This window comes from Rhodococcus sp. Z6_132, from assembly GCF_058133635.1.
This window is the reverse complement of record NZ_JBYUNP010000002.1, coordinates 703310-721544: the sequence shown is the minus strand read 5'-3', so window position 1 is coordinate 721544 and position 18235 is coordinate 703310. Positions and strand designations below refer to the sequence as shown.

The window sequence follows — 18235 nt, the reverse complement described above, 5'->3', positions numbered from 1 at the left end:
GGTGAGGTGCCCGTTACCCTGCACCTGTGAGGCAGTGGCTGACGCGAGCAGCGGTGATGGTGGTGCTGCACGTGGCTGTCGCTGCCGCGCTCGGTCTGGCCGCGGTGGAGTGGCCGACGTCCGGAGCCCTGCAGCGAGCGGCGGCCTTCGTGGTGCTGGTGGTCCCGCCGCTGGTGTGGGCGGGGCTCGACTCGCTGCGCGACGACGCCCTTGACGACGACCCCGACGAGCGCTCGACGCTGAACCTGGGCTGGCTCAAGGCCGCCCTGGCGGCCGGACCGGTCGCGGGCCTGCTCAGCTGGACCGTGCAGGCGGTCTTCATCGACAAGATGGGCGCCTCGGAGCTGCTGGGCTCCATCATCGGTGGCGGTGCGTTCACCGCGCTGCTCATCTACCTGCCCGCCACCGTCGGCCTGGTGCTCGGGCGCCTCGCCCGCGGCAGGTCGCTGGGCAGGACCGCCACCGCCGACCAGTAGCGGCCGCACCGGCGAGCTGCACCGTGCGCGTTGGTCCCCGTTGCGCGCCAAGCGTTGCTACGGTCGCGCAGCACGCGCCACGCCGTCCGTCGAGGGGAAGTCGACAGTGCCTGCAGAGACACGCTGGGGCGCTGTCCTCGTGGCTGTTGCCGTGCTTGCGGTGACCCTGAACGTCGTGGCAGGACAGGCGTTTCCGGCCCAGTGGGGTGGCCCAAACTTTCTGGCCGGGCTGATCCAGCTGGTCGCCTATCTCGTTGCCCTGACCGGTGTCGTGCTGGTGCTCGTGGGGATCCGGCGGCGATAGGCAGCACTGAGCGCCGCTGGCTCGAACGAGGGTGGACTCATTCGCCCTGGCCACCTCGCTCGCCCACGCTTCGCTGGGCACGGAGGGTAGTGGTGTCGCTAGCGTCAGACCCATGGAATCGGATATCACCCTGCACGTCGACGGGCACGAGCGCACGCTCACCGTCGACAACCGGACCACGGTCCTCGACGCGCTCCGTGACCAACTGGGTGTCACCTCCCCCAAGAAGGGCTGCGACCACGGCCAGTGCGGCTCCTGCACCGTGCTGCTCGACGGCCGCCGGGCCACCACCTGCCTCACCTTCGCCGTCGCCAACGACGGCGCGGAGATCACCACCGCCGAGGGCCTGGCCGCCGACGGCGAGCTGCACACCATGCAGCAGGCCTTCCAGGACCAGGACGGCTTTCAGTGTGGCTACTGCACTCCCGGTCAGATCTGCTCCGCGGTGGGGATGCTGGACGAGGCCAAGGCCGGCCACCCCTCGCACGTCACCGAGGACGACGGGCCCGTCGAGCTGACCGACGCGGAGATTCGGGAGCGCATGAGCGGGAACCTCTGTCGCTGCGGCGCCTACGTCAACATCGTCGCCGCCATCCGGCAGGCCGCCTCGTGATCCCCTTCGACTACCAGCGCGCCGACGACGCCGCCAGCGCGGTGGCCACCGTCGCAGCCCGTGCGGACGCCGCCTTCCTCGGTGGCGGCACCAACCTCGTCGACCGGATGAAGCTCGGCGTGGACAACCCGACGCTGCTCGTCGACATCAGCCGCCTGCCGCTGAACGCCGTGGACGTGCAGCCCGACGGCAGCGTCCACGTCGGCACCAACGTCCGCAACAGCGACCTGGCCGCCCACCCGGTGATCCGCGCGCACTACCCGGCGCTGTCCCAGGCCCTGCTCGCCGGCGCCTCCGGGCAGCTGCGCAACCTGGCCACCACCGGCGGCAACCTGCTGCAGCGCACCCGGTGCGTGTACTTCCAGGACGTCACCACCCCGTGCAACAAGCGCGAGCCCGGCTCCGGCTGCTCGGCCATCGGTGGCTACACCCGCTACCACGCCATCCTCGGCTCCTCGCCGGAGTGCATCGCCGTGCACCCCTCGGACATGGCGGTGGCGCTGGCGGCCCTGGATGCCACCGTCGTGGTGGTCGGGCCCGACGGAGAGCGCCACGTCCCGGTGACCGAGCTGCACCGCCTGCCCGGTGCGCACCCCGAGCGCGACACCGTCCTCGCCCACGGCGAGCTGATCACCGCGGTGCACCTCTCCCCCACCGGCGCCTCGCGCTCGGCCTACCGCAAGGTCCGTGACCGCGCCTCGTTCGCGTTCGCGCTGGTCTCCGTCGCGGCCACCCTGGAGGTCACCGACGGCACCGTCACCCGCGCCCGCATCGCGCTGGGCGGAGTGGCCCACAAGCCGTGGCGGGCCAGCCGCGCCGAGGAGCTCCTGCGGGGCGCACCGGCCACCGAGGACACCTACCGACGCGCCGCGGAGGCCGAGCTGGCCGACGCCGTTCCGCAGGGCGAGAACGCCTTCAAGATCCCCATGGTCCGCAACACCCTCGTGTCCGTGCTGCGCGAGCTCACCCCCACCGAGGAGCAGCGATGACCGCGCCCGTGCAGCCCCACGCCATCGGCACCGACCAGCCGCGGGTGGACGGCGTCGCCAAGGTCACCGGCAGCGCCACCTACGCCTACGAGCACCCCGTCGAGCACCCCGTGCACCTGCACCCGCTGCACTCCACCATCGCCCGCGGCCGCATCACCGCCGTGGACACCTCGCAGGCCGAGGCGCTGCCGGGCGTGCTCACCGTGCTCACCCACCTCAACGCCCCCCGGCTGGCCGACACCAGCGACGCCGAGCTGGCGGTGCTGCAGACCGCCGACATCGCCTACCGGGGGCAGCTGGTGGGTGCGGTGATCGCCGAGACCCCCGAGGTCGCCCGGCACGCGGCGAGCCTGGTGCACCTGACGTACCACCAGCAGCCGCACGACACCGTGCTGCACGCCGACCGCGACGACTTCTACACCCCGGAGTCGGTCAACGGCGGCTTCGAGACCGACACCGACAGCGGAGACGTGGAGTCTGCGCTGCGCGAGGCTGCGGTCACCGTGGACGCCACCTACTCCACCCCCACCGAGCACAACAACCCGATGGAGCCGCACACCACGGTGGCGCTCTGGGACGGGCAGGTGCTCACCCTGTTCGACTCCACCCAGGGCGTGCACACCGTCCGCACCACGCTCGCCCCCGTCCTGGGCCTCGACCCGGAGCAGCTGCGGGTGGTCGCGCCCAACGTGGGCGGAGGCTTCGGCTCCAAGGGCATGCCGCACCCGCACAACGTGCTGGCGGCCATGGGTGCCCAGGTCACGCCCGGGCGGGCCGTGAAGATGGCGCTGACCCGCCAGGAGATGTTCACCGTGGTCGGCTACCGCACCCCCACCATCCAGCGGGTGCGCTACGGCGCCGACGCCGACGGACACCTCACCGCCATCGTGCACGAGGTCCTCGAGCAGTCCTCCACGGTCAAGGAGTTCGCCGAGCAGACCGCGGTGCCCGCCCGGATGATGTACGCCTGCGCCAACCGGCGCACCAGCCACCGGGTGGCGGCGCTGGACGTGGCGGTGCCGTCCTGGATGCGTGCTCCCGGCGAGTGCCCGGGCATGTACGCCACCGAGGCCGCGATGGACGAGCTGGCGGCCGCGTGCGGGCTGGACCCCATCGAGCTGCGGGTGCGCAACGAGCCCGAGGTCGATCCGGAGACCGGAAAGCCGTGGTCGCAGCGACGCCTGCTCGAGTGCCTCTACGAGGGCGCCCGGCGCATCGGCTGGTCCGATCGCGCCCCGCAGCCCCGGGCGCGGCTGGAGGACGGCTGGTGGGTGGGGCTGGGCGTCTCGGCGTCGACGTACCCGCACAACGTGATGCCCGGCTCCCACGCCAAGATCTCCTACGCCGCCGGCCGCTACTCGGTGCAGATCGGCGCCGTGGACATCGGCACCGGCGCGTGGACGGCGCTCGCCCAGATCGCCGCTGACGCGCTGCGCTGCCCGCTGGACGCGGTGGACCTGCAGATCGGGGACAGCGCGCTGCCGATGGCCACCGTCGCGGGTGGCTCCTCCGGCACCACCTCCTGGGGCACCGCCATCACCGCCGCGGCTGAGCTGTTCCGCCACGACCACGGCGAGCACCCGGAGGACGGGGTGCACAGCGAGGCCGTGATGCCCGAGCTGCCCGGGCCGCTGGAGACGGCGATCCACAGCTTCGGCGCCCAGCTGGTGGAGGTGCGCGTGCACGCCGACACCGGCGAGGTGCGGGTGCCGCGGATGGTGGGGGTGTTCTCCGTGGGCCGGGTGGTCAACCCCCGCACCGTGCGGTCCCAGCTGATCGGCGGCATGACCATGGGCCTGTCGATGGCCCTGCACGAGCAGAGCATCACCGACCCGCGGTTCGGCCACGTGGTCAACCACGACTTCGCCGAGTACCACATCGCCGCCCACGGCGACGTCGCGGACATCGACGTGAGCTGGTTGGACGAGCACGACCCGCACGCCAACCCGATGGGCACCCGTGGGGTGGGCGAGATCGGCATCGTGGGCACCGCGTCGGCCATCGTCAGCGCGGTCCACCACGCCACCGGCACCCGGGTGCGCGACCTGCCCGTCACCGCGGACAAGCTGCTGGAGTAGCGCACGCCCAGGCGGGCCCGCTCAGGTGGGCCCACTCAGGTCGGCGCGGTCTCCTCGCCGGAGGCGTCCGCGGGTGGTTCCACCGGAGCCACCCCGGGCGCCCCGGTGACGGTGGCCACGTACTGCAGCGCCAGCACGTAGCCGGTGATGCCGAGGCCCACGATGCTGCCGGTGGCCACCGCGCTCAGGTAGGAGTGGTGGCGGAAGTCCTCGCGGGTGTGCACGTTGCTGATGTGCACCTCCACCAGCGGACCACGGAGCTCGGCGCAGGCGTCGCGCAGCGCCACCGAGGTGTGCGTCCATGCCCCTGCGTTGAGCACCACGGCGTCACCGGCGTCGGCGGCGGCGTGCACCCAGCCGAGCATCTCGCCCTCGTGGTCGGTCTGGCGCACCTGCACCTGCAGCCCCAGCGAGTCGCCGGTGCGCACGCACAGCGCGGCCAGCTCGTCGTGCGTGGTGGCGCCGTACACCTCGGGCTGGCGCTTGCCCAGTCGTCCGAGGTTGGGCCCGTTGAGCACCTGCACCTTCACAGCAGCACACCTCCGCTCTTGGGGCGCTCCTCGCGCGCCACCACGGAGTATGCCGCCGCCAGCAGCGCGGGGTCGGGACCCTCGAGCCGGCCGGGTCGGGCGAGCCCGTCGAGCACCACGAAGCGCAGCAGCCCGGAACGGTTCTTCTTGTCGGTGCGCATGCCCTCCATCAGCTGGCCCAGCGCGTCCGGGTCGTAGGTGGTGGGCAGCCCCACCGAGGCGAGCACCGAGGCGTGCCGGTCGGCGGTGGCGTCGTCCAGGCGTCCGGCCAGGCGGGCCAGCTCGGCGGCGAACACCAGGCCCACCGCCACCGCGGCACCGTGGCGCCAGCGGTAGCGCTCGCGCCGCTCGATGGCGTGACCCAGGGTGTGGCCGTAGTTGAGCACCTCCCGCAGGTCGGACTCGCGCAGGTCTGCGGAGACGATGTCGGCCTTCACCTGGATCTTGCGACGCACCAGCTCGCCCAGCACGTCCTGGGCGGGGTCCAGCGCGGCCTCGGGGTCGGCCTCGATGAGGTCCAGGATGGTCGGGTCGGCGATGAAGCCGCCCTTGATGATCTCGGCCATGCCGGAGATGATCTCGTTGCGCGGCAACGTCTCCAGGGTGGTCAGGTCCACCAGCACGGCGGCAGGCTCGTGGAAGGCACCCACCAGGTTCTTGCCGGCCTCGGTGTTGATCCCGGTCTTGCCGCCCACCGCGGCGTCCACCATGGCCAGCAGCGTGGTGGGCACGTGGAACACCCGCACCCCGCGCATCCAGGTGGCGGCGACGAAGCCGGCCAGGTCGGTGGCCGCGCCCCCGCCCAGGGAGATCACCGCGTCCCGGCGGGTCAGCCCGATGCGGCCGAGCACGTCCCAGCAGAACCCGGCCACGGCCAGGTCCTTGCCGTCCTCGGCGTCGGGGATCTCCACCCGGTGGGCGTCCACCCCCACCTCGGCGAGGGCCTCGCGGATCGCCTCTGCGGTGGCGATCAGCGACGGCTGGTGGATGATCGCCGCGGTGGTGGTGCCGCGCAGCTCCTGGGTCAGCTCCCCGAGCAGGCCGCGGCCCACGATCACGTCGTAGGGGTTCTCGGCGTTGACCCGGATGCGGGTGGGTTCGCTCATGCCTGCTGGTCTCCCGTGTCGGTGGTGCTGGGGCTCGGGCCGGACGGCGTGCCCACGGTGTCGAGCACCTCGGCCACGACGTCGGCGACGTCGCGGCTGTCGGTGGACACCTCCACGGTGGCCACCTCCCGGTACAGCGGCAGCCGAGCGTCGAGCAGGGCCTTGAAGGTGGCGCGCGGGTTGATGCCGGCCAGCAGCGGCCGGTTGCTGGCCAGGCCGGCGCGGCGCACACCCTCGGCCAGGCCGACGTTGAGGAACACCACGGGGTGCCCGGTGAGCCGGGCGCGGGTGGCCGCGGACAGCACCGCTCCCCCGCCGAGGGCCACCACCCCGGTCTGCTCCTGCAGCGCCGCGGCGACGGCCGCCTCCTCCAGCGCGCGGAAGGCCTCCTCGCCGCTGTCGGTGAAGATGTCGGAGATCGACCGCCCGGCGGCTTCCTCGACCGCGTGGTCGGTGTCGTGCACCGGCACCGCCAGCGCCTGCGCCACCCGGCGGGCGACGGTGGTCTTGCCGGCTCCTGGCGGCCCGACCAGGACGACGACCGGACTCACCTGGCGATGTCCTGCAGGTAGCTGGTGACGTTGCGGGTGGTCTCACGCACGGTGTCGCCACCGAACTTCTCCAGGGTGGCCTGGGCCAGCACCAGCGCCACCATGGCCTCGGCCACCACGCCGGCCGCGGGCACCGCGCAGACGTCGGAGCGCTGGTTGATGGCGACGGCCTCCTCGCCGGTGGACATGTCCACCGTGGCCAGCGCGCGGGGCACGGTGGAGATGGGCTTCATGGCGGCCTTGACCCGCAGCGGCTCACCGTTGGTCATGCCGCCCTCGATGCCGCCGGCGCGGTTGGTGGAGCGCAGCACGCCGTCGGGGCCGGGCCGCATCTCGTCGTGGGCCAGGCTGCCGCGGCGGCGGGCGGTGGCGAAGCCGTCACCGACCTCCACTCCCTTGATGGCCTGGATGCCCATCAGCGCCTCGGCGAGCCGAGCGTCCAGGCGACGGTCGCCGGCCACGTAGGAGCCGAGGCCGATGGGCAGGCCGTGCACGACCACCTCGACGATGCCGCCGAGGGTGTCGCCCTCCTTCTTGGCCAGGTCGACCTCGGCCACCATGGCCTCGGAGGCGGCGGGGTCGAACACCCGCACCGGGCTGGCGTCGATGGCGGCGAGGTCGTCCGGACCCGGAACCAGCCCCTCGGGGGCGTCCACCGAGCCCAGGGCGGTGACGTGGGAGAGCACGTGCACGCCGAGCACCTGCTGCAGCAGTGCCTTGGCCACGGTGCCCAGCGCCACCCGCGCCGCGGTCTCCCGGGCGCTGGCGCGCTCCAGGACCGGACGGGCGTCGTCGAAGCCGTACTTGAGCATGCCGGCGTAGTCGGCGTGTCCGGGCCGCGGACGGGTGAGCGGGGCGTTGCGGGCCTGGCTGGCCAGCACGTCGGGGTCCACCGGGTCCGCCGACATGACGGTCTCCCACTTGGGCCACTCGGTGTTGTTCACCCGGATGGCGATGGGCCCGCCCATGCTGACGCCGTGGCGCACCCCGCCGAGGATGTCCACGGCGTCGGCCTCGAACTTCATCCGGGCGCCCCGCCCGTGGCCGAGGCGGCGACGAGCCAGCTCCCCGGCGATGTCGTTGGTGGTGACCTCGACCCCGGCGACCATCCCCTCGAGGACGGCGACCAGGGCAGGTCCGTGGGACTCTCCGGCAGTGATCCAGCGCAGCACGGCAGCCATCTTCCCATGCGGCTACCGGCGCCCGCGCACCGCGCTCAGTCCAGGGCGGCAGCCATGGCCGTGCGCGGGGCCGCGCGGCCGGTGAACAGCTGCACCTGCCCGAAGGCCTGGTGCAGCAACATGTCCAGCCCGCTGGCCAGCTGGCCGTCAGCGCGCTGCACGGCCTCGGCCAGCGGGGTGGGCCACGGGTCGTAGATGACGTCGAGCACGCTGGGCACCGTGGCCAGCGCCTCGGCCAACCCGGCGGCAGCGGCGGCAGGCACCGTGCTCACCGCCACGGCGGCCTGGGCGCAGGCGGCGGCGACCGCAGCCGGGTCGAACGGGACGATCGCGGTGTGCAGGCCGGCAGCCTCCGCGCACTCCACGGTGCCCACGGCCCGGGACGGCTCCCGCACCACCAGGTCGAGCTCGCGCACCCCGGCGGCGGCGAGGGCCACCACCACGGCGCGGGCGGTGCCCCCGGCGCCCACCACCACCGCGCGGGTGCCGGCCAGCTGCTCGTCGCCCGGGGTCACCCCCAGCGCACCGAGCACGCCGTCCACGTCGGTGCAGTCGGCCAGCCAGCCGTCCCCGGTGCGCACCAGGGTGTTGGCCGCGCCCACCGCCTCGGCGCGCGCGGTGCGCACGTCCGCCACCGCCAGCGCGGCGAGCTTGGCCGGCATGGTCACCGACAGCCCCACCCACTCGGGGCCGAGCGAGGCCACCAGCGGCGCCACGCCGTCCGCGTCGCACTCGATGCGCTCGTAGGTCCACTCCGGCAGCCCGAGCGCCGCGTAGGCGGCCAGGTGCAGCTGCGGGGAGCGCGAGTGCGCGATCGGCGTGCCGACCACCGCGGCCCGGCGAGCGGTCACGGCGGCCCGCCCCCGCCGGCGATAATCGCCAGGTGCTGGTCGTAGGTGTCGGAGAAGCAGGTGGCGCCCTGGGTGCCACAGGTGACGAAGTAGTGCCAGGTGCCCTCCGCCGGGTTCATCGCCCCGGTGATGGCCTCCTCGCCCGGGGAGGCGATGGGGGTCAGCGGCAGGCCCGGGCTGGCGTAGGTGTTCCACGGCGTGACCGTGGCCCGGTCCTTGGGCGTGGTGGCGATGTACTGCAGGTCCAGGGGGTAGTTCACGGTGGAGTCGAACTCGAGCTTCTGGCTGATCTTGAGCCGGTTCAGGATCACCCGGGTGACCTTGTCGTACTCCCCGGGCTTGACCTCGCGCTCGTTGAGCGAGGCGACCACGAGCACCTGGTAGGGCGTCAGGCCGTCCACGTTCGCCTCCGGCAGGCCCGCCAGCTGCAGCGCCGTGGCCGAGCTGCTGATCATCCGCTGCAGCAGCGTGGTGGCCGGTGCCCCCGGCTCCACGTCGTAGCTGCCGGGCCGGATGAGGCCCTCGATGCGCTTCTCCTTCTCCGAGCTGGCGGCCTGCACCTCGGTCTTGGCCCAGTCGGGCACGCCGAGGTCGTCCAGGTCGGCGGTGGCCGCGGCTGTGCGCAGGTCGGCCTCGCTGGTGCAGCGCCGCTCCCCGTCGAGCTCCACGCAGGAGGCCTTGGCCAGGGTGGACAGGATGCCGGGAGTGACCGAGCCGTCCTTGCCGCGGACGTCGTCGAGCTGGCGGCCCTCGGGGATGACGAGGCCGCCGACGCGGGACTTGGGGTCGACCAGGCGGGACACGGCCGTGGCGGCGGGAATCTTGGTGCGCAGCTTGTAGAAGCCCGGCTGCACCGACGCCATGCGGGTGTCGTTGGCAGCCGCCTTGGTGAACAGCGACGCGCTGCTGACCACGTCGTCCCTGACCAGCGCGGCACCGATGGCGCCGGCGGTGTCGCCCTCCATCACGCGGAACACCACGTCGGACTCGCCCCCACCGGCGTAGTCCTCGGTCTCGGAGCTGGAGAACTGCCCGAAGAGCGCCTTGCCGCCGAGGTACACCACGCCGCCGAGCACCAGCAGCACCACGAGTGCCACGGCGACGCCCACCCGGCGTCGGGTGGCGTGCACCCGCGACGGGCCGGTGCGCCGCGAGCGCGCCGGGCCGGCGTCGTAGTCGTGCTCGTCGGCCCAGTCGGGCTCGCCCGCGTGGTCGGAGTCGTAGTAGCCGTCGGGGTCGAGCAGCGGGTCGTCCAGCAGGGAGTCCGGCTCCAGCACGGAGTCGCCGGTGGCGGCACCCGGTGGTGGGGCCACGAACCGCGGCCCGACCGAGCGGCGACCCCACCCGTCGCCACCATCGTCGTGGCCAGGCGTGCGGGGTGCTCCTGGCCTGGTGGGGCCACCGTCGAAGCTGTCACTCACCGGTTTTCCTCCGTGGTCGCGTTGTCTCCCCTGGTCCTGCTGGCCCGTTCATCGAGCCAGCCCTGCAAGATCGCCACGGCCGCAAGCTGGTCCACCAGCGAGCGCTGGCGCTTGCCTCTCACCCCCTGCTCGGCCAGCACCCGGCTGGCCGTCACCGTGGTCAACCGCTCGTCGCTGAGCCGCACCGGAACCGGGGCGAGCACCTGACGCAGTCGATCAGCGTACTCAGTGGCCAGTGCGGCGGCCTTGCCGTGCTCGCCGCGCATGGTCTGCGGCAGCCCCACCACGACCTCGACCGCTTCGTACTCCGTCACGATCTCACGAATGCGGCGCACGTCGGGGCTGTCGAGACCGGCGCGTCCCCCGGCCCTGGCCACCGTCTCCACCGGAGTGGCCATGATCCCGTCCGGATCGCAGGAGGCCACTCCGATGCGAACGCTGCCCACGTCGATGCCGATCCGCCGCCCCCGGCCGGGGTCGGTGTCGTCCGGCCGGTCGGGCCGGGCGCGCTCGGTCACGGCGCGAGCGCCCCGCGCAGGGCCGCGATGGCGGCCGGGATCCCGGCCGGGTCGGTGCCCCCGCCCTGCGCCATGTCCGGCTTGCCGCCGCCACGGCCGCCGATGGCGGCAGCGAAGCTGGGCACCAGCGCACCGGCCGACAGACCGGCGTCGCGGGCCGCCGCGGTGGTCGCCACCAGGAAGCTGACCTTGTCACCGTTGGTGCTGAACAGCGCCACCACGCCGGGCTGCTGGCCGAGCTTGCCGCGCACGTCGCCGGCCAGTGCCCGCAGGTCGTTGCCGCTGGTGCCCGCCGGAGCCTGGGTGGCGACGAGCAGGGTGTCGCCGACCCGCTCGGCGGACTCCGCCAGGGTGCCGGCCGAGGACAGCACGGCCGCCGCGCGGGTCTGCTCCAGCTCCTTCTCCGCCACCCGCAGGCGCTCGACCAGGTCCGCCACCCGGGCGGGCACGTCGGCGTCGGGCGTCTTCAGCGTGGCGGCCAGGCCCTGTACCAGCGCGCGCTCCTTGGCCAGGTAGCGGTAGGCGTCCATGCCGACGTAGGCCTCGATGCGGCGCACGCCCGAGCCCACCGAGGACTCCCCGAGCAGGGTGACCGGACCGACCTGCGAGGAGTGCAGCACGTGCGTGCCGCCGCAGAGCTCGCGCGACCAGGGGCCGCCGATCTCCACCACGCGGACCTCCTCGTCGTAGGTCTCGCCGAACAGCGCCAGCGCCCCCATCTCACGGGCGCCCGCCATGCTGGTGTGCAGCACGCGCACCGGCAGGTCCTCGAGCACCGCGCGGTTGGTGACCTCCTCCACCTCGCTGCGCGTGGCGGCGGACAGCCCGCCCTGCCAGGCGAAGTCCAGGCGCAGGTAGCCGGGCTTGTTGTAGGAGCCGCTCTGCAGCGCCGTCGGGCCGAGCACCTCGCGCAGCGCGGCGTGCACCAGGTGCGTGCCGGAGTGGCCCTGCCGGGCACCGGCTCGCCACACCGGGTCGACCTGGGCGAGCACCTGGGCACCCTCGGTGACCTCGCCACCGCGCACCCGCACCCGGTGCACCCACAGCCGCTTGGCCACCTTCTGGACGTCGAGGACCTCCAGGTCGAGGTCGGTGCCGGTGATGACGCCGGCGTCGCTCTCCTGGCCGCCGGACTCCGCGTAGAGCGGGCTGCGGTCCAGCACCACCTCCACCACCTCGCCCTCGCCGGCGGAGCCCACCCGCCCGTGGTCGGCGACGATGCCGATGACCCGAGCCTCGGTGGCGAGCTCGTCGTAGCCGGTGAACTGGGTGGGGCCGGCGTCGAGCAGCTCGCGGTACACCGACAGGTCTCCGTGGGCGTGCTTGCGGCTGGCGGCGTCGGACTTGGCGCGCTGGCGCTGCTCGGTCATCAGCGCGCGGAAGCCCGGCTCGTCCACGGTGAGCCCAGCCTCGGAGGCCATCTCCAGGGTGAGGTCGATGGGGAAGCCGTAGGTGTCGTGCAGGGCGAAGGCCTTGTCACCGCCGATCACCGAGCCACCCCCGGCGCGGATCTCCGCCACGGCGTTGTCGAACAGCTTGGAGCCCGAGCTCAGCGTCTGCAGGAAGGTGGTCTCCTCCCCCACCGCGATGCGCTCGATGCGTGCGCCCTCGGTGACCAGCTCCGGGTAGCTCTGCCCCATGGTGTCCAGCACCACGGCCACCAGCTCGGCCATGCTGGGCTTGTCCACGCCCAGCAGCCGGGCGGAGCGCACGATGCGGCGCAGCAGGCGGCGCAGCACGTAGCCGCGGCCGTCGTTGCCCGGGGTGACGCCGTCGGCGATGAGCATCACCGCGGTGCGGGCGTGGTCGGCGACCACCCGGAAGCGCACGTCGTCGGCCTCGTTGCCCACCGCGTAGCGACGCCCGGAGAGCTCCTCGGCCTTGGTGATCACCGGGCGCACCAGGTCGGTCTCGTAGACGTTGTCCACGCCCTGCAGCAGGAAGGCGACCCGCTCCACGCCGAGACCGGTGTCGATGTTGCGCCGCGGCAGCGGGCCGAGGATCTCGAAGTCGTCCTTGGACGTGCCCGCGCCCCGCTCGTTCTGCATGAACACGAGGTTCCAGATCTCGATGTAGCGGTCCTCGTCGGCGATGGGGCCGCCCTCGACGCCGTACTCCGGGCCGCGGTCGTAGTAGATCTCCGAGCAGGGCCCGCACGGGCCGGGGATGCCCATGGACCAGTAGTTGTCGGCCATCCCGCGGCGCTGGATGCGCTCGGCCGGCAGACCCGCGATCTCCTGCCACAGCCCGAACGCCTCGTCGTCGTCGAGGTACACCGTCACCCAGACCCGCTCGGGGTCCAGGCCGTAGCCGCCGTCAGCCACCGGCGCGGTGATCAGGGTCCAGGCGAAGGTGATCGCCTCGCGCTTGAAGTAGTCGCCGAAGGAGAAGTTCCCGGCCATCTGGAAGAAGGTGTTGTGCCGGGTGGTGATGCCCACGTTCTCGATGTCACCGGTGCGCACGCACTTCTGCACGCTGACCGCCCGCGGCCACGGCGCGGGGGCCTGACCCAGGAAGTACGGCACGAACTGCACCATGCCGGCGTTGATGAACAACAGGTTCGGGTCGTCCAGGATCAGCGACGCGCTGGGGACCAGGGTGTGGCCGTTGCGCACGAAGTGGTCGATGAATCGCTGGCGGATCTCGTGGGTCTGCACGGGGGTGTCCTCAATACGCGGGGAAGCGGCCTGTCGGCCCGGGTCTGTGGGAGGTGCCGGTCTCAGCCGGTGGCGGCGGGCTCGTCGTCAGGCAGCAGCTCGGCCGGCACCCGGGGCGGGCTGGTGGCCGAGGGCGAGGTGGGCCGCCGCAGCCACCGGGCGAGCAGCACCCCGACGGCGACGCCGGTCCCGGCCGTCAGCAGCAGCCGGGGCGCCGTCACGCGCCCTGGTCGCGCTGCCCGGTCTCGCCGCACGTCCATCCTCGTTCCTCCCAGGCTCTGCTGGCACGGCGGTCAGGTTACCGGGCCGCCCACAAGCTCCGGGACCCGCCGATCAGGGCCTGCCGGTCGGGGCTGTCGATCAGCCTCGCCCGCGCACGATGGAGCGCAGCTTGGCCAGCCGCTCGCGCAGCGTGCGCTCCACCCCGTGGTTGGTGGGCCGGTAGTACTCCCGGCCCACCAGCTCCTCGGGCGGGTACTGCTGGGTGAGCACGCCGTCGGGGTGGTCGTGCGGGTAGCGGTAGCCCTGGGCGTTGCCCAGCTTGGCCGCCCCCGCGTAGTGCCCGTCGCGCAGGTGCGGCGGCACGGACCCGGCCTTGCCCGCGGACACGTCGGCCAGCGCGGCGGAGAGCCCGGCGAGCACCGCGTTGGACTTGGGCGCGGTGGCCAGGTGGATGGTGGCCTGGGCCAGCGCCAGGCGGGCCTCGGGCATCCCGATCAGCTGCACCGCCTGCGCGGCGGCGGTCGCGGTGAGCAGCGCCGTCGGGTCGGCCATGCCGACGTCCTCGCTGGCGTGCACCACCAGCCGGCGAGCGATGAAGCGCGGGTCCTCCCCGGCGGCGATCATCCTGGCCAGGTAGTGCAGGGCGGCGTCCACGTCGGAGCCGCGGATGGACTTGATGAACGCGCTGGTGACGTCGTAGTGCTGGTCACCGCTGCGGTCGTAGCGCACCGCCGCCTCGTCCACCGTCGCCTCCACGGCCGGCAGGTCGATCTCGCCGCGGCCCTCGCTGGACACCGCGTCGGCGGCGGCCTCCAGGGCGGTGAGCGCGCGGCGGGCGTCGCCGGAGGCCAGCCGCACCAGGTGGTCCTCGGCGTCGGCGCTGAGGGTCACCACGCCGGCGAGCCCGCGCGGGTCGGTGACGGCCCGGCGCAGCAGGGAGCGGACGTCCTCGGCGCCCAGCGGCCGCAGCTGCAGCACCAGCGAGCGCGACAGCAGCGGTGCGACCACGGAGAACGACGGGTTCTCGGTGGTGGCGCCCACCAGCAGCACGATGCGGTCCTCCACCGCCCCGAGCAGCGCGTCCTGCTGGGTCTTGGAGAAGCGGTGCACCTCGTCGATGAACAGCACCGTCTGCTCACCGTGCGCCAGCCGGCGGCGGGCCACGTCGATGACCGCGCGCACCTCCTTCACCCCGGCGGACAGCGCCGACAGCGCCTCGAAGCGGCGACCGGTGGCCTGCGACACCAGGGTGGCCAGGGTGGTCTTGCCGGTGCCGGGCGGGCCGTAGAGCAGCAGCGACGCGGGTGCGGCGCCCTCGATCAGGCGGCGCAGGGGCGCGCCCGGGCCCAGCAGGTGCTCCTGGCCGAGCACCTCCTCCAGCGAGCTGGGCCGCATCCGCACGGGCAGGGGGGCGTGGGGACGGGACGCGACGGGGCGAGCGGGGCCGGACGCCGCGGACGGCTGCTCGGCCTCGTCGCCGAACAGCCCCGGTTCTGGGTGGGACACTTCAGCCGGTGACCTGCAGCGCTGCGGCGACGGCCAGGGCGTGCTCGGCCACGTCGGCGTCCCCGCCCCGCTCGGCGGCGCGCGCCAGCTGCTGCCAGCGCACCCGCAGGGCGCCCTGGCGGGTGTAGGTCAGCGGGTGGTGCCCGCCCGGGTTGGCCCGGTGCGGGCTGGCCGGCAGGAACCAGTAGGTGCTCAGCCACACCCAGAGCAGCTGCGCGTCCAGCATCCGCGGCCAGAGCACGGCGTCGTCGGCCAGCTCGGGCCACACGCCGACCACCTCCGAGCGCCACGCCTGCACCAGCTTCTCGGCCTGGGACTCCCCCACCTCGTGGATGCACCAGCAGGACGGGAACGGCACCAGCGCGTACGCCGCGTCCAGGGTGACGTCGCGGAAGCCGCCCCACTCGAAGTCCAGGAACCGGACCCCGCCGTCGGTGATCATGGCGTTGTCCGGGCACAGGTCCGACGGGCTGAACGCGCGCAGCGCGTCCTGGCCCAGCAGTCGCTGCGCCCCGGTCGCGCGGGCGGCGACGGCGGGCGGCGTGCTGACGCCCAGCTGCGCGGCGAGCAGGTCGGGCAGGGTGTTCAGCGCCGTGGTGGCCACCTTGGCCATCGGGTCGGGCCAGGCCTGGCGGTTCGCCCGGCGCAGCAGGGTGCGGAAGTCGTCCTCGCCGTTGGCGGTGGCGGCGTGCATCCGGCCCAGCGCCTGCGCCCAGGCCATCAGCCCGTGCTGCACGCCGGAGCCGTCCCCGCGCAGCAGCACGTCGGCCAGGGTGGGCCCGTTGCCCAGGTCGGAGAGCACCAGCAGGCCGTCGTCCACGTCGTGGGCGAACATCTCCGCGCCGGGGCGGTGCTCCGGGCGCAGGGAGTTGCCGAACTGGTAGGACACGGCCTCGCGCAGGAAGGCGCCGCGGGCGTCCGCGCTCTGCGCCGAGTCACCGAGCGGACCCTCGAGCATCCGCTTGACGACCATGGTCTTGGGGAGGGAGAACGGGTTCTCCTCCGCTCGGACACGGAGCACCAGGGTCCGGTCGCTACCTCCCAGGTCGACCGGATCCACCAACGTCACGGGAGCGCCGGTACGCCGAGTGAGCAGGCGTTGCGCCGCCTGCACCACCTCGGTCACCGGGTCCGTCGCCACAGCTCGCATTGTTCCAAAGGGTACCTGGGTCAGCGGTCCAGCACCGCGCCGAGCCGCTGACCTGCACCGATGCCTCGTGTCGGCCCCCGCACCGGGGTCCGGGAGCCGACACGAGTGTCGGTTAGGACGCCTCCGGCTTGCGCTCCGGCTTGGCGTCGATGCCGGACTCCTTGCGCTGCTGGGGCGTGATGGGCGCCGGCGCGTCGGTGAGCGGGTCGATGCCGCCCCCGGACTTGGGGAAGGCGATGACCTCGCGGATGGAGTCGGAGTGGCTCAGCAGCGCCACGATGCGGTCCCAGCCGAAGGCGATGCCACCGTGCGGGGGCGCGCCGAAGGCGAACGCGTCGAGCAGGAAGCCGAACTTCTCCTGCGCCTCCTCCTGGCTGATCCCCATCACCGCGAAGACCCGCTCCTGCACGTCGCGGCGGTGGATGCGGATGCTGCCGCCGCCGATCTCGTTGCCGTTGCAGACGATGTCGTAGGCGTAGGCCAGCGCGGAGCCGGGGTCGGTGTCGAAGGTGTCCAGGTGCTCGGGCTTGGGCGAGGTGAACGCGTGGTGCACCGCCGTCCAGGCACCCGAGCCCACGGCCACGTCGCCGCTGGCCACGGCCTCCGACGCGGGCTCGAACATTGGTGCGTCCACCACCCAGGTGAACGCCCACTCGTCGGGGTCGATCAGCCCACCGCGGTTGGCGATCTCCACCCGGGCGGCACCCAGCAGGGCGCGGGTGGACTTGACCGCACCGGCGCCGAAAAAGATGCAGTCACCCGGCTGCGCACCCACGTGCGCCGCGAGGCCCTCCCGCTCGGCGTCGGTGAGGTTCTTGGCCACCGGACCGCCCAAGGTGCCGTCCGCGCCCACCAGCACGTAGGCCAGGCCCTTCGCACCGCGCTGCTTGGCCCACTCCTGCCAGGCGTCGAGCTGCTTGCGCGGCTGGCTCGCCCCGCCGGGCATCACCACCGCGCCCACGTAGGGCGCCTGGAAGACCCGGAAGGTGGTGTCGGCGAAGTACTCGGTGCACTCCACCAGCTCCAGGCCGAAGCGCAGGTCCGGCTTGTCGGTGCCGAAGCGGCGCATGGCGTCGGCGTAGGTCATCCGCGGCAGGGGCAGGCTGAGGTCCACGCCGATGAGCGACCACAGCGCGCGCAGCACCTGCTCGGCCACGGCGATCACGTCGTCCTGCTCGACGAAGGCCATCTCCACGTCCAGCTGGGTGAACTCGGGCTGGCGGTCGGCGCGGAAGTCCTCGTCGCGGTAGCAGCGGGCGATCTGGTAGTACTTCTCCACCCCGGCGACCATGAGCAGCTGCTTGAACAGCTGCGGGCTCTGCGGCAGGGCGTAGAAGCTGCCCGGCTGCAGGCGGGCCGGGACCAGGAAGTCGCGGGCGCCCTCCGGCGTGGAGCGGGTGAGCGTGGGGGTCTCCACCTCCACGAAGCCCTGCTCGTCCAGCACGCCGCGCGCGGCCCGGCTGACCCGGCTGCGCAGCCGCAGCGCGGCGGCCGGGGCCTCGCGCCGCAGGTCCAGGTAGCGGTAGCGCAGCCGCGCCTCCTCGCCCGGGGTGGAGTCGAGCTGGAACGGCAGCGGGGCGCTCTCGTTGAGCACGGTCAGCTCGGTGACCGTCACCTCGATGTCGCCGGAGGCGATCTCCGGGTTGGCGTTGCCCTCCGGGCGGCGCTCCACCGTGCCGGTGACCTGGACGACGAACTCCGCGCGCAGCCGGTGGGCGCGCTCGGCCATCTCGCCCTCGCGGAACACCACCTGGGCGACCCCGCTGTCGTCGCGCAGGTCGATGAAGATCACTCCGCCGTGGTCGCGCCGGCGGGCCACCCAGCCGGAGAGCGTGACGGTCTGTCCGGCGTGCTCGGCACGAAGCGAGCCGGCGGAGTGGGTGCGCAGCACGATGGTCCTCTCGTAGTGATCTTGGGATTCGCTGCTGATCCTACGGAGCGGCCCGGCGGCGCCCGAGCCGCGTCGCGCCCCGGTGCCGCGTCGTGACAGTGATCTCAGCTCGAGCGTGCGGGAACACTGGGCGCCGGTCGGTAGTTTGTACGACTGGCGGTGCTCGATCCATGCCCCGGGCCCCAAAAATA

The 18235-nt window shown here is 73.2% G+C and carries 17 protein-coding genes; 5 read left to right on the top strand and 12 right to left on the bottom strand.

What is annotated here, in order from left to right:
• Positions 1-26: 26 nt before the first annotated feature.
• The 5 genes from AC3YO9_RS10055 (at position 27) to AC3YO9_RS10035 (ending at position 4460) form a co-directional block, all read left to right on the top strand.
• Positions 27-476, top strand: coding sequence for a B-4DMT family transporter (locus AC3YO9_RS10055; RefSeq protein ID WP_489983039.1), 450 nt, complete (start codon positions 27-29; stop codon positions 474-476).
• Positions 477-636: 160 nt separating this feature from the next.
• Positions 637-780: a hypothetical protein gene (locus AC3YO9_RS10050; protein ID WP_489983038.1), complete on the top strand. Its 144-nt coding sequence runs from the start codon at positions 637-639 to the stop codon at positions 778-780.
• A gap of 112 nt (positions 781-892) precedes the next feature.
• Positions 893-1393, top strand: coding sequence for a 2Fe-2S iron-sulfur cluster-binding protein (locus AC3YO9_RS10045; protein ID WP_489983037.1), 501 nt, complete (start codon positions 893-895; stop codon positions 1391-1393).
• Entirely contained in the window at positions 1390-2382 is a 993-nt protein-coding gene (locus AC3YO9_RS10040; RefSeq protein WP_489983036.1) for an FAD binding domain-containing protein, read from the top strand. Before AC3YO9_RS10045 ends, AC3YO9_RS10040 begins: the two co-directional genes overlap by 4 nt.
• The gene (locus AC3YO9_RS10035) at positions 2379-4460 is read left to right on the top strand and encodes a xanthine dehydrogenase family protein molybdopterin-binding subunit (protein ID WP_489983035.1); all 2082 of its coding nucleotides are present in this window, start codon (positions 2379-2381) and stop codon (positions 4458-4460) included. Before AC3YO9_RS10040 ends, AC3YO9_RS10035 begins: the two co-directional genes overlap by 4 nt.
• 35 nt (positions 4461-4495) lie before the next feature.
• Here AC3YO9_RS10035 and aroQ read toward each other — a convergent pair whose 3' ends face one another.
• From aroQ to aspS, 12 genes are all read right to left on the bottom strand, one after another.
• The gene (aroQ, locus tag AC3YO9_RS10030; protein ID WP_127783151.1) at positions 4496-4990 is read right to left on the bottom strand and encodes a type II 3-dehydroquinate dehydratase; all 495 of its coding nucleotides are present in this window, start codon (positions 4988-4990) and stop codon (positions 4496-4498) included.
• Positions 4987-6096, bottom strand: a complete 1110-nt coding sequence (gene aroB, locus AC3YO9_RS10025) for a 3-dehydroquinate synthase (RefSeq protein WP_127783152.1) — start codon at positions 6094-6096, stop codon at positions 4987-4989. The genes aroQ and aroB overlap by 4 nt, the downstream gene beginning before the upstream one ends.
• Positions 6093-6647: a shikimate kinase gene (locus tag AC3YO9_RS10020; RefSeq protein WP_489983034.1), complete on the bottom strand. Its 555-nt coding sequence runs from the start codon at positions 6645-6647 to the stop codon at positions 6093-6095. Before AC3YO9_RS10020 ends, aroB begins: the two co-directional genes overlap by 4 nt.
• Positions 6644-7828 carry a chorismate synthase gene (gene aroC, locus AC3YO9_RS10015; RefSeq protein WP_206517984.1) on the bottom strand — a complete coding sequence of 395 codons (1185 nt, stop codon included), beginning with the start codon at positions 7826-7828 and terminating at the stop codon, positions 6644-6646. The genes AC3YO9_RS10020 and aroC overlap by 4 nt, the downstream gene beginning before the upstream one ends.
• A 35-nt stretch (positions 7829-7863) precedes the next feature.
• On the bottom strand, positions 7864-8679 hold the full coding sequence (locus AC3YO9_RS10010; RefSeq protein ID WP_489983033.1) for a shikimate dehydrogenase: 816 nt from the start codon (positions 8677-8679) through the stop codon (positions 7864-7866).
• Entirely contained in the window at positions 8676-10100 is a 1425-nt protein-coding gene (locus AC3YO9_RS10005; protein WP_489983032.1) for an endolytic transglycosylase MltG, read from the bottom strand. Before AC3YO9_RS10005 ends, AC3YO9_RS10010 begins: the two co-directional genes overlap by 4 nt.
• Positions 10097-10618: a Holliday junction resolvase RuvX gene (gene ruvX, locus AC3YO9_RS10000; RefSeq protein WP_489983031.1), complete on the bottom strand. Its 522-nt coding sequence runs from the start codon at positions 10616-10618 to the stop codon at positions 10097-10099. The genes AC3YO9_RS10005 and ruvX overlap by 4 nt, the downstream gene beginning before the upstream one ends.
• A complete protein-coding gene (gene alaS, locus AC3YO9_RS09995) occupies positions 10615-13275 on the bottom strand; it encodes an alanine--tRNA ligase (protein ID WP_489983030.1) in 2661 nt (886 codons plus the stop codon). Before alaS ends, ruvX begins: the two co-directional genes overlap by 4 nt.
• A 62-nt stretch (positions 13276-13337) precedes the next feature.
• Entirely contained in the window at positions 13338-13496 is a 159-nt protein-coding gene (locus AC3YO9_RS09990) for a hypothetical protein (RefSeq protein WP_164860626.1), read from the bottom strand.
• A 139-nt stretch (positions 13497-13635) separates the two neighbouring features.
• On the bottom strand, positions 13636-15003 hold the full coding sequence (locus AC3YO9_RS09985) for a replication-associated recombination protein A (protein WP_489983029.1): 1368 nt from the start codon (positions 15001-15003) through the stop codon (positions 13636-13638).
• 1 nt (position 15004) lies between these two features.
• Positions 15005-16153 (bottom strand): protein kinase family protein, encoded by a 1149-nt coding sequence (locus tag AC3YO9_RS09980; protein ID WP_489983028.1) that lies wholly within the window; start codon positions 16151-16153, stop codon positions 15005-15007.
• 112 nt (positions 16154-16265) lie between these two features.
• Entirely contained in the window at positions 16266-18044 is a 1779-nt protein-coding gene (gene aspS / locus AC3YO9_RS09975) for an aspartate--tRNA ligase (protein ID WP_489983027.1), read from the bottom strand.
• Positions 18045-18235 lie beyond the last annotated feature (191 nt).

What these genes read in the sequence shown, in the direction of transcription:
- AC3YO9_RS10045 (WP_489983037.1), top strand. Translation starts at nt 893, where the DNA reads ATGGAATCGGATATCACCCTGCACGTCGACGGGCACGAGCGCACGCTC.
- AC3YO9_RS10035 (WP_489983035.1), top strand. Translation starts at nt 2,379, where the DNA reads ATGACCGCGCCCGTGCAGCCCCACGCCATCGGCACCGACCAGCCGCGG.
- aroB (WP_127783152.1), bottom strand. Translation starts at nt 6,096, where the DNA reads ATGAGCGAACCCACCCGCATCCGGGTCAACGCCGAGAACCCCTACGAC.
- aroC (WP_206517984.1), bottom strand. Translation starts at nt 7,828, where the DNA reads ATGGCTGCCGTGCTGCGCTGGATCACTGCCGGAGAGTCCCACGGACCT.
- AC3YO9_RS09980 (WP_489983028.1), bottom strand. Translation starts at nt 16,153, where the DNA reads ATGCGAGCTGTGGCGACGGACCCGGTGACCGAGGTGGTGCAGGCGGCG.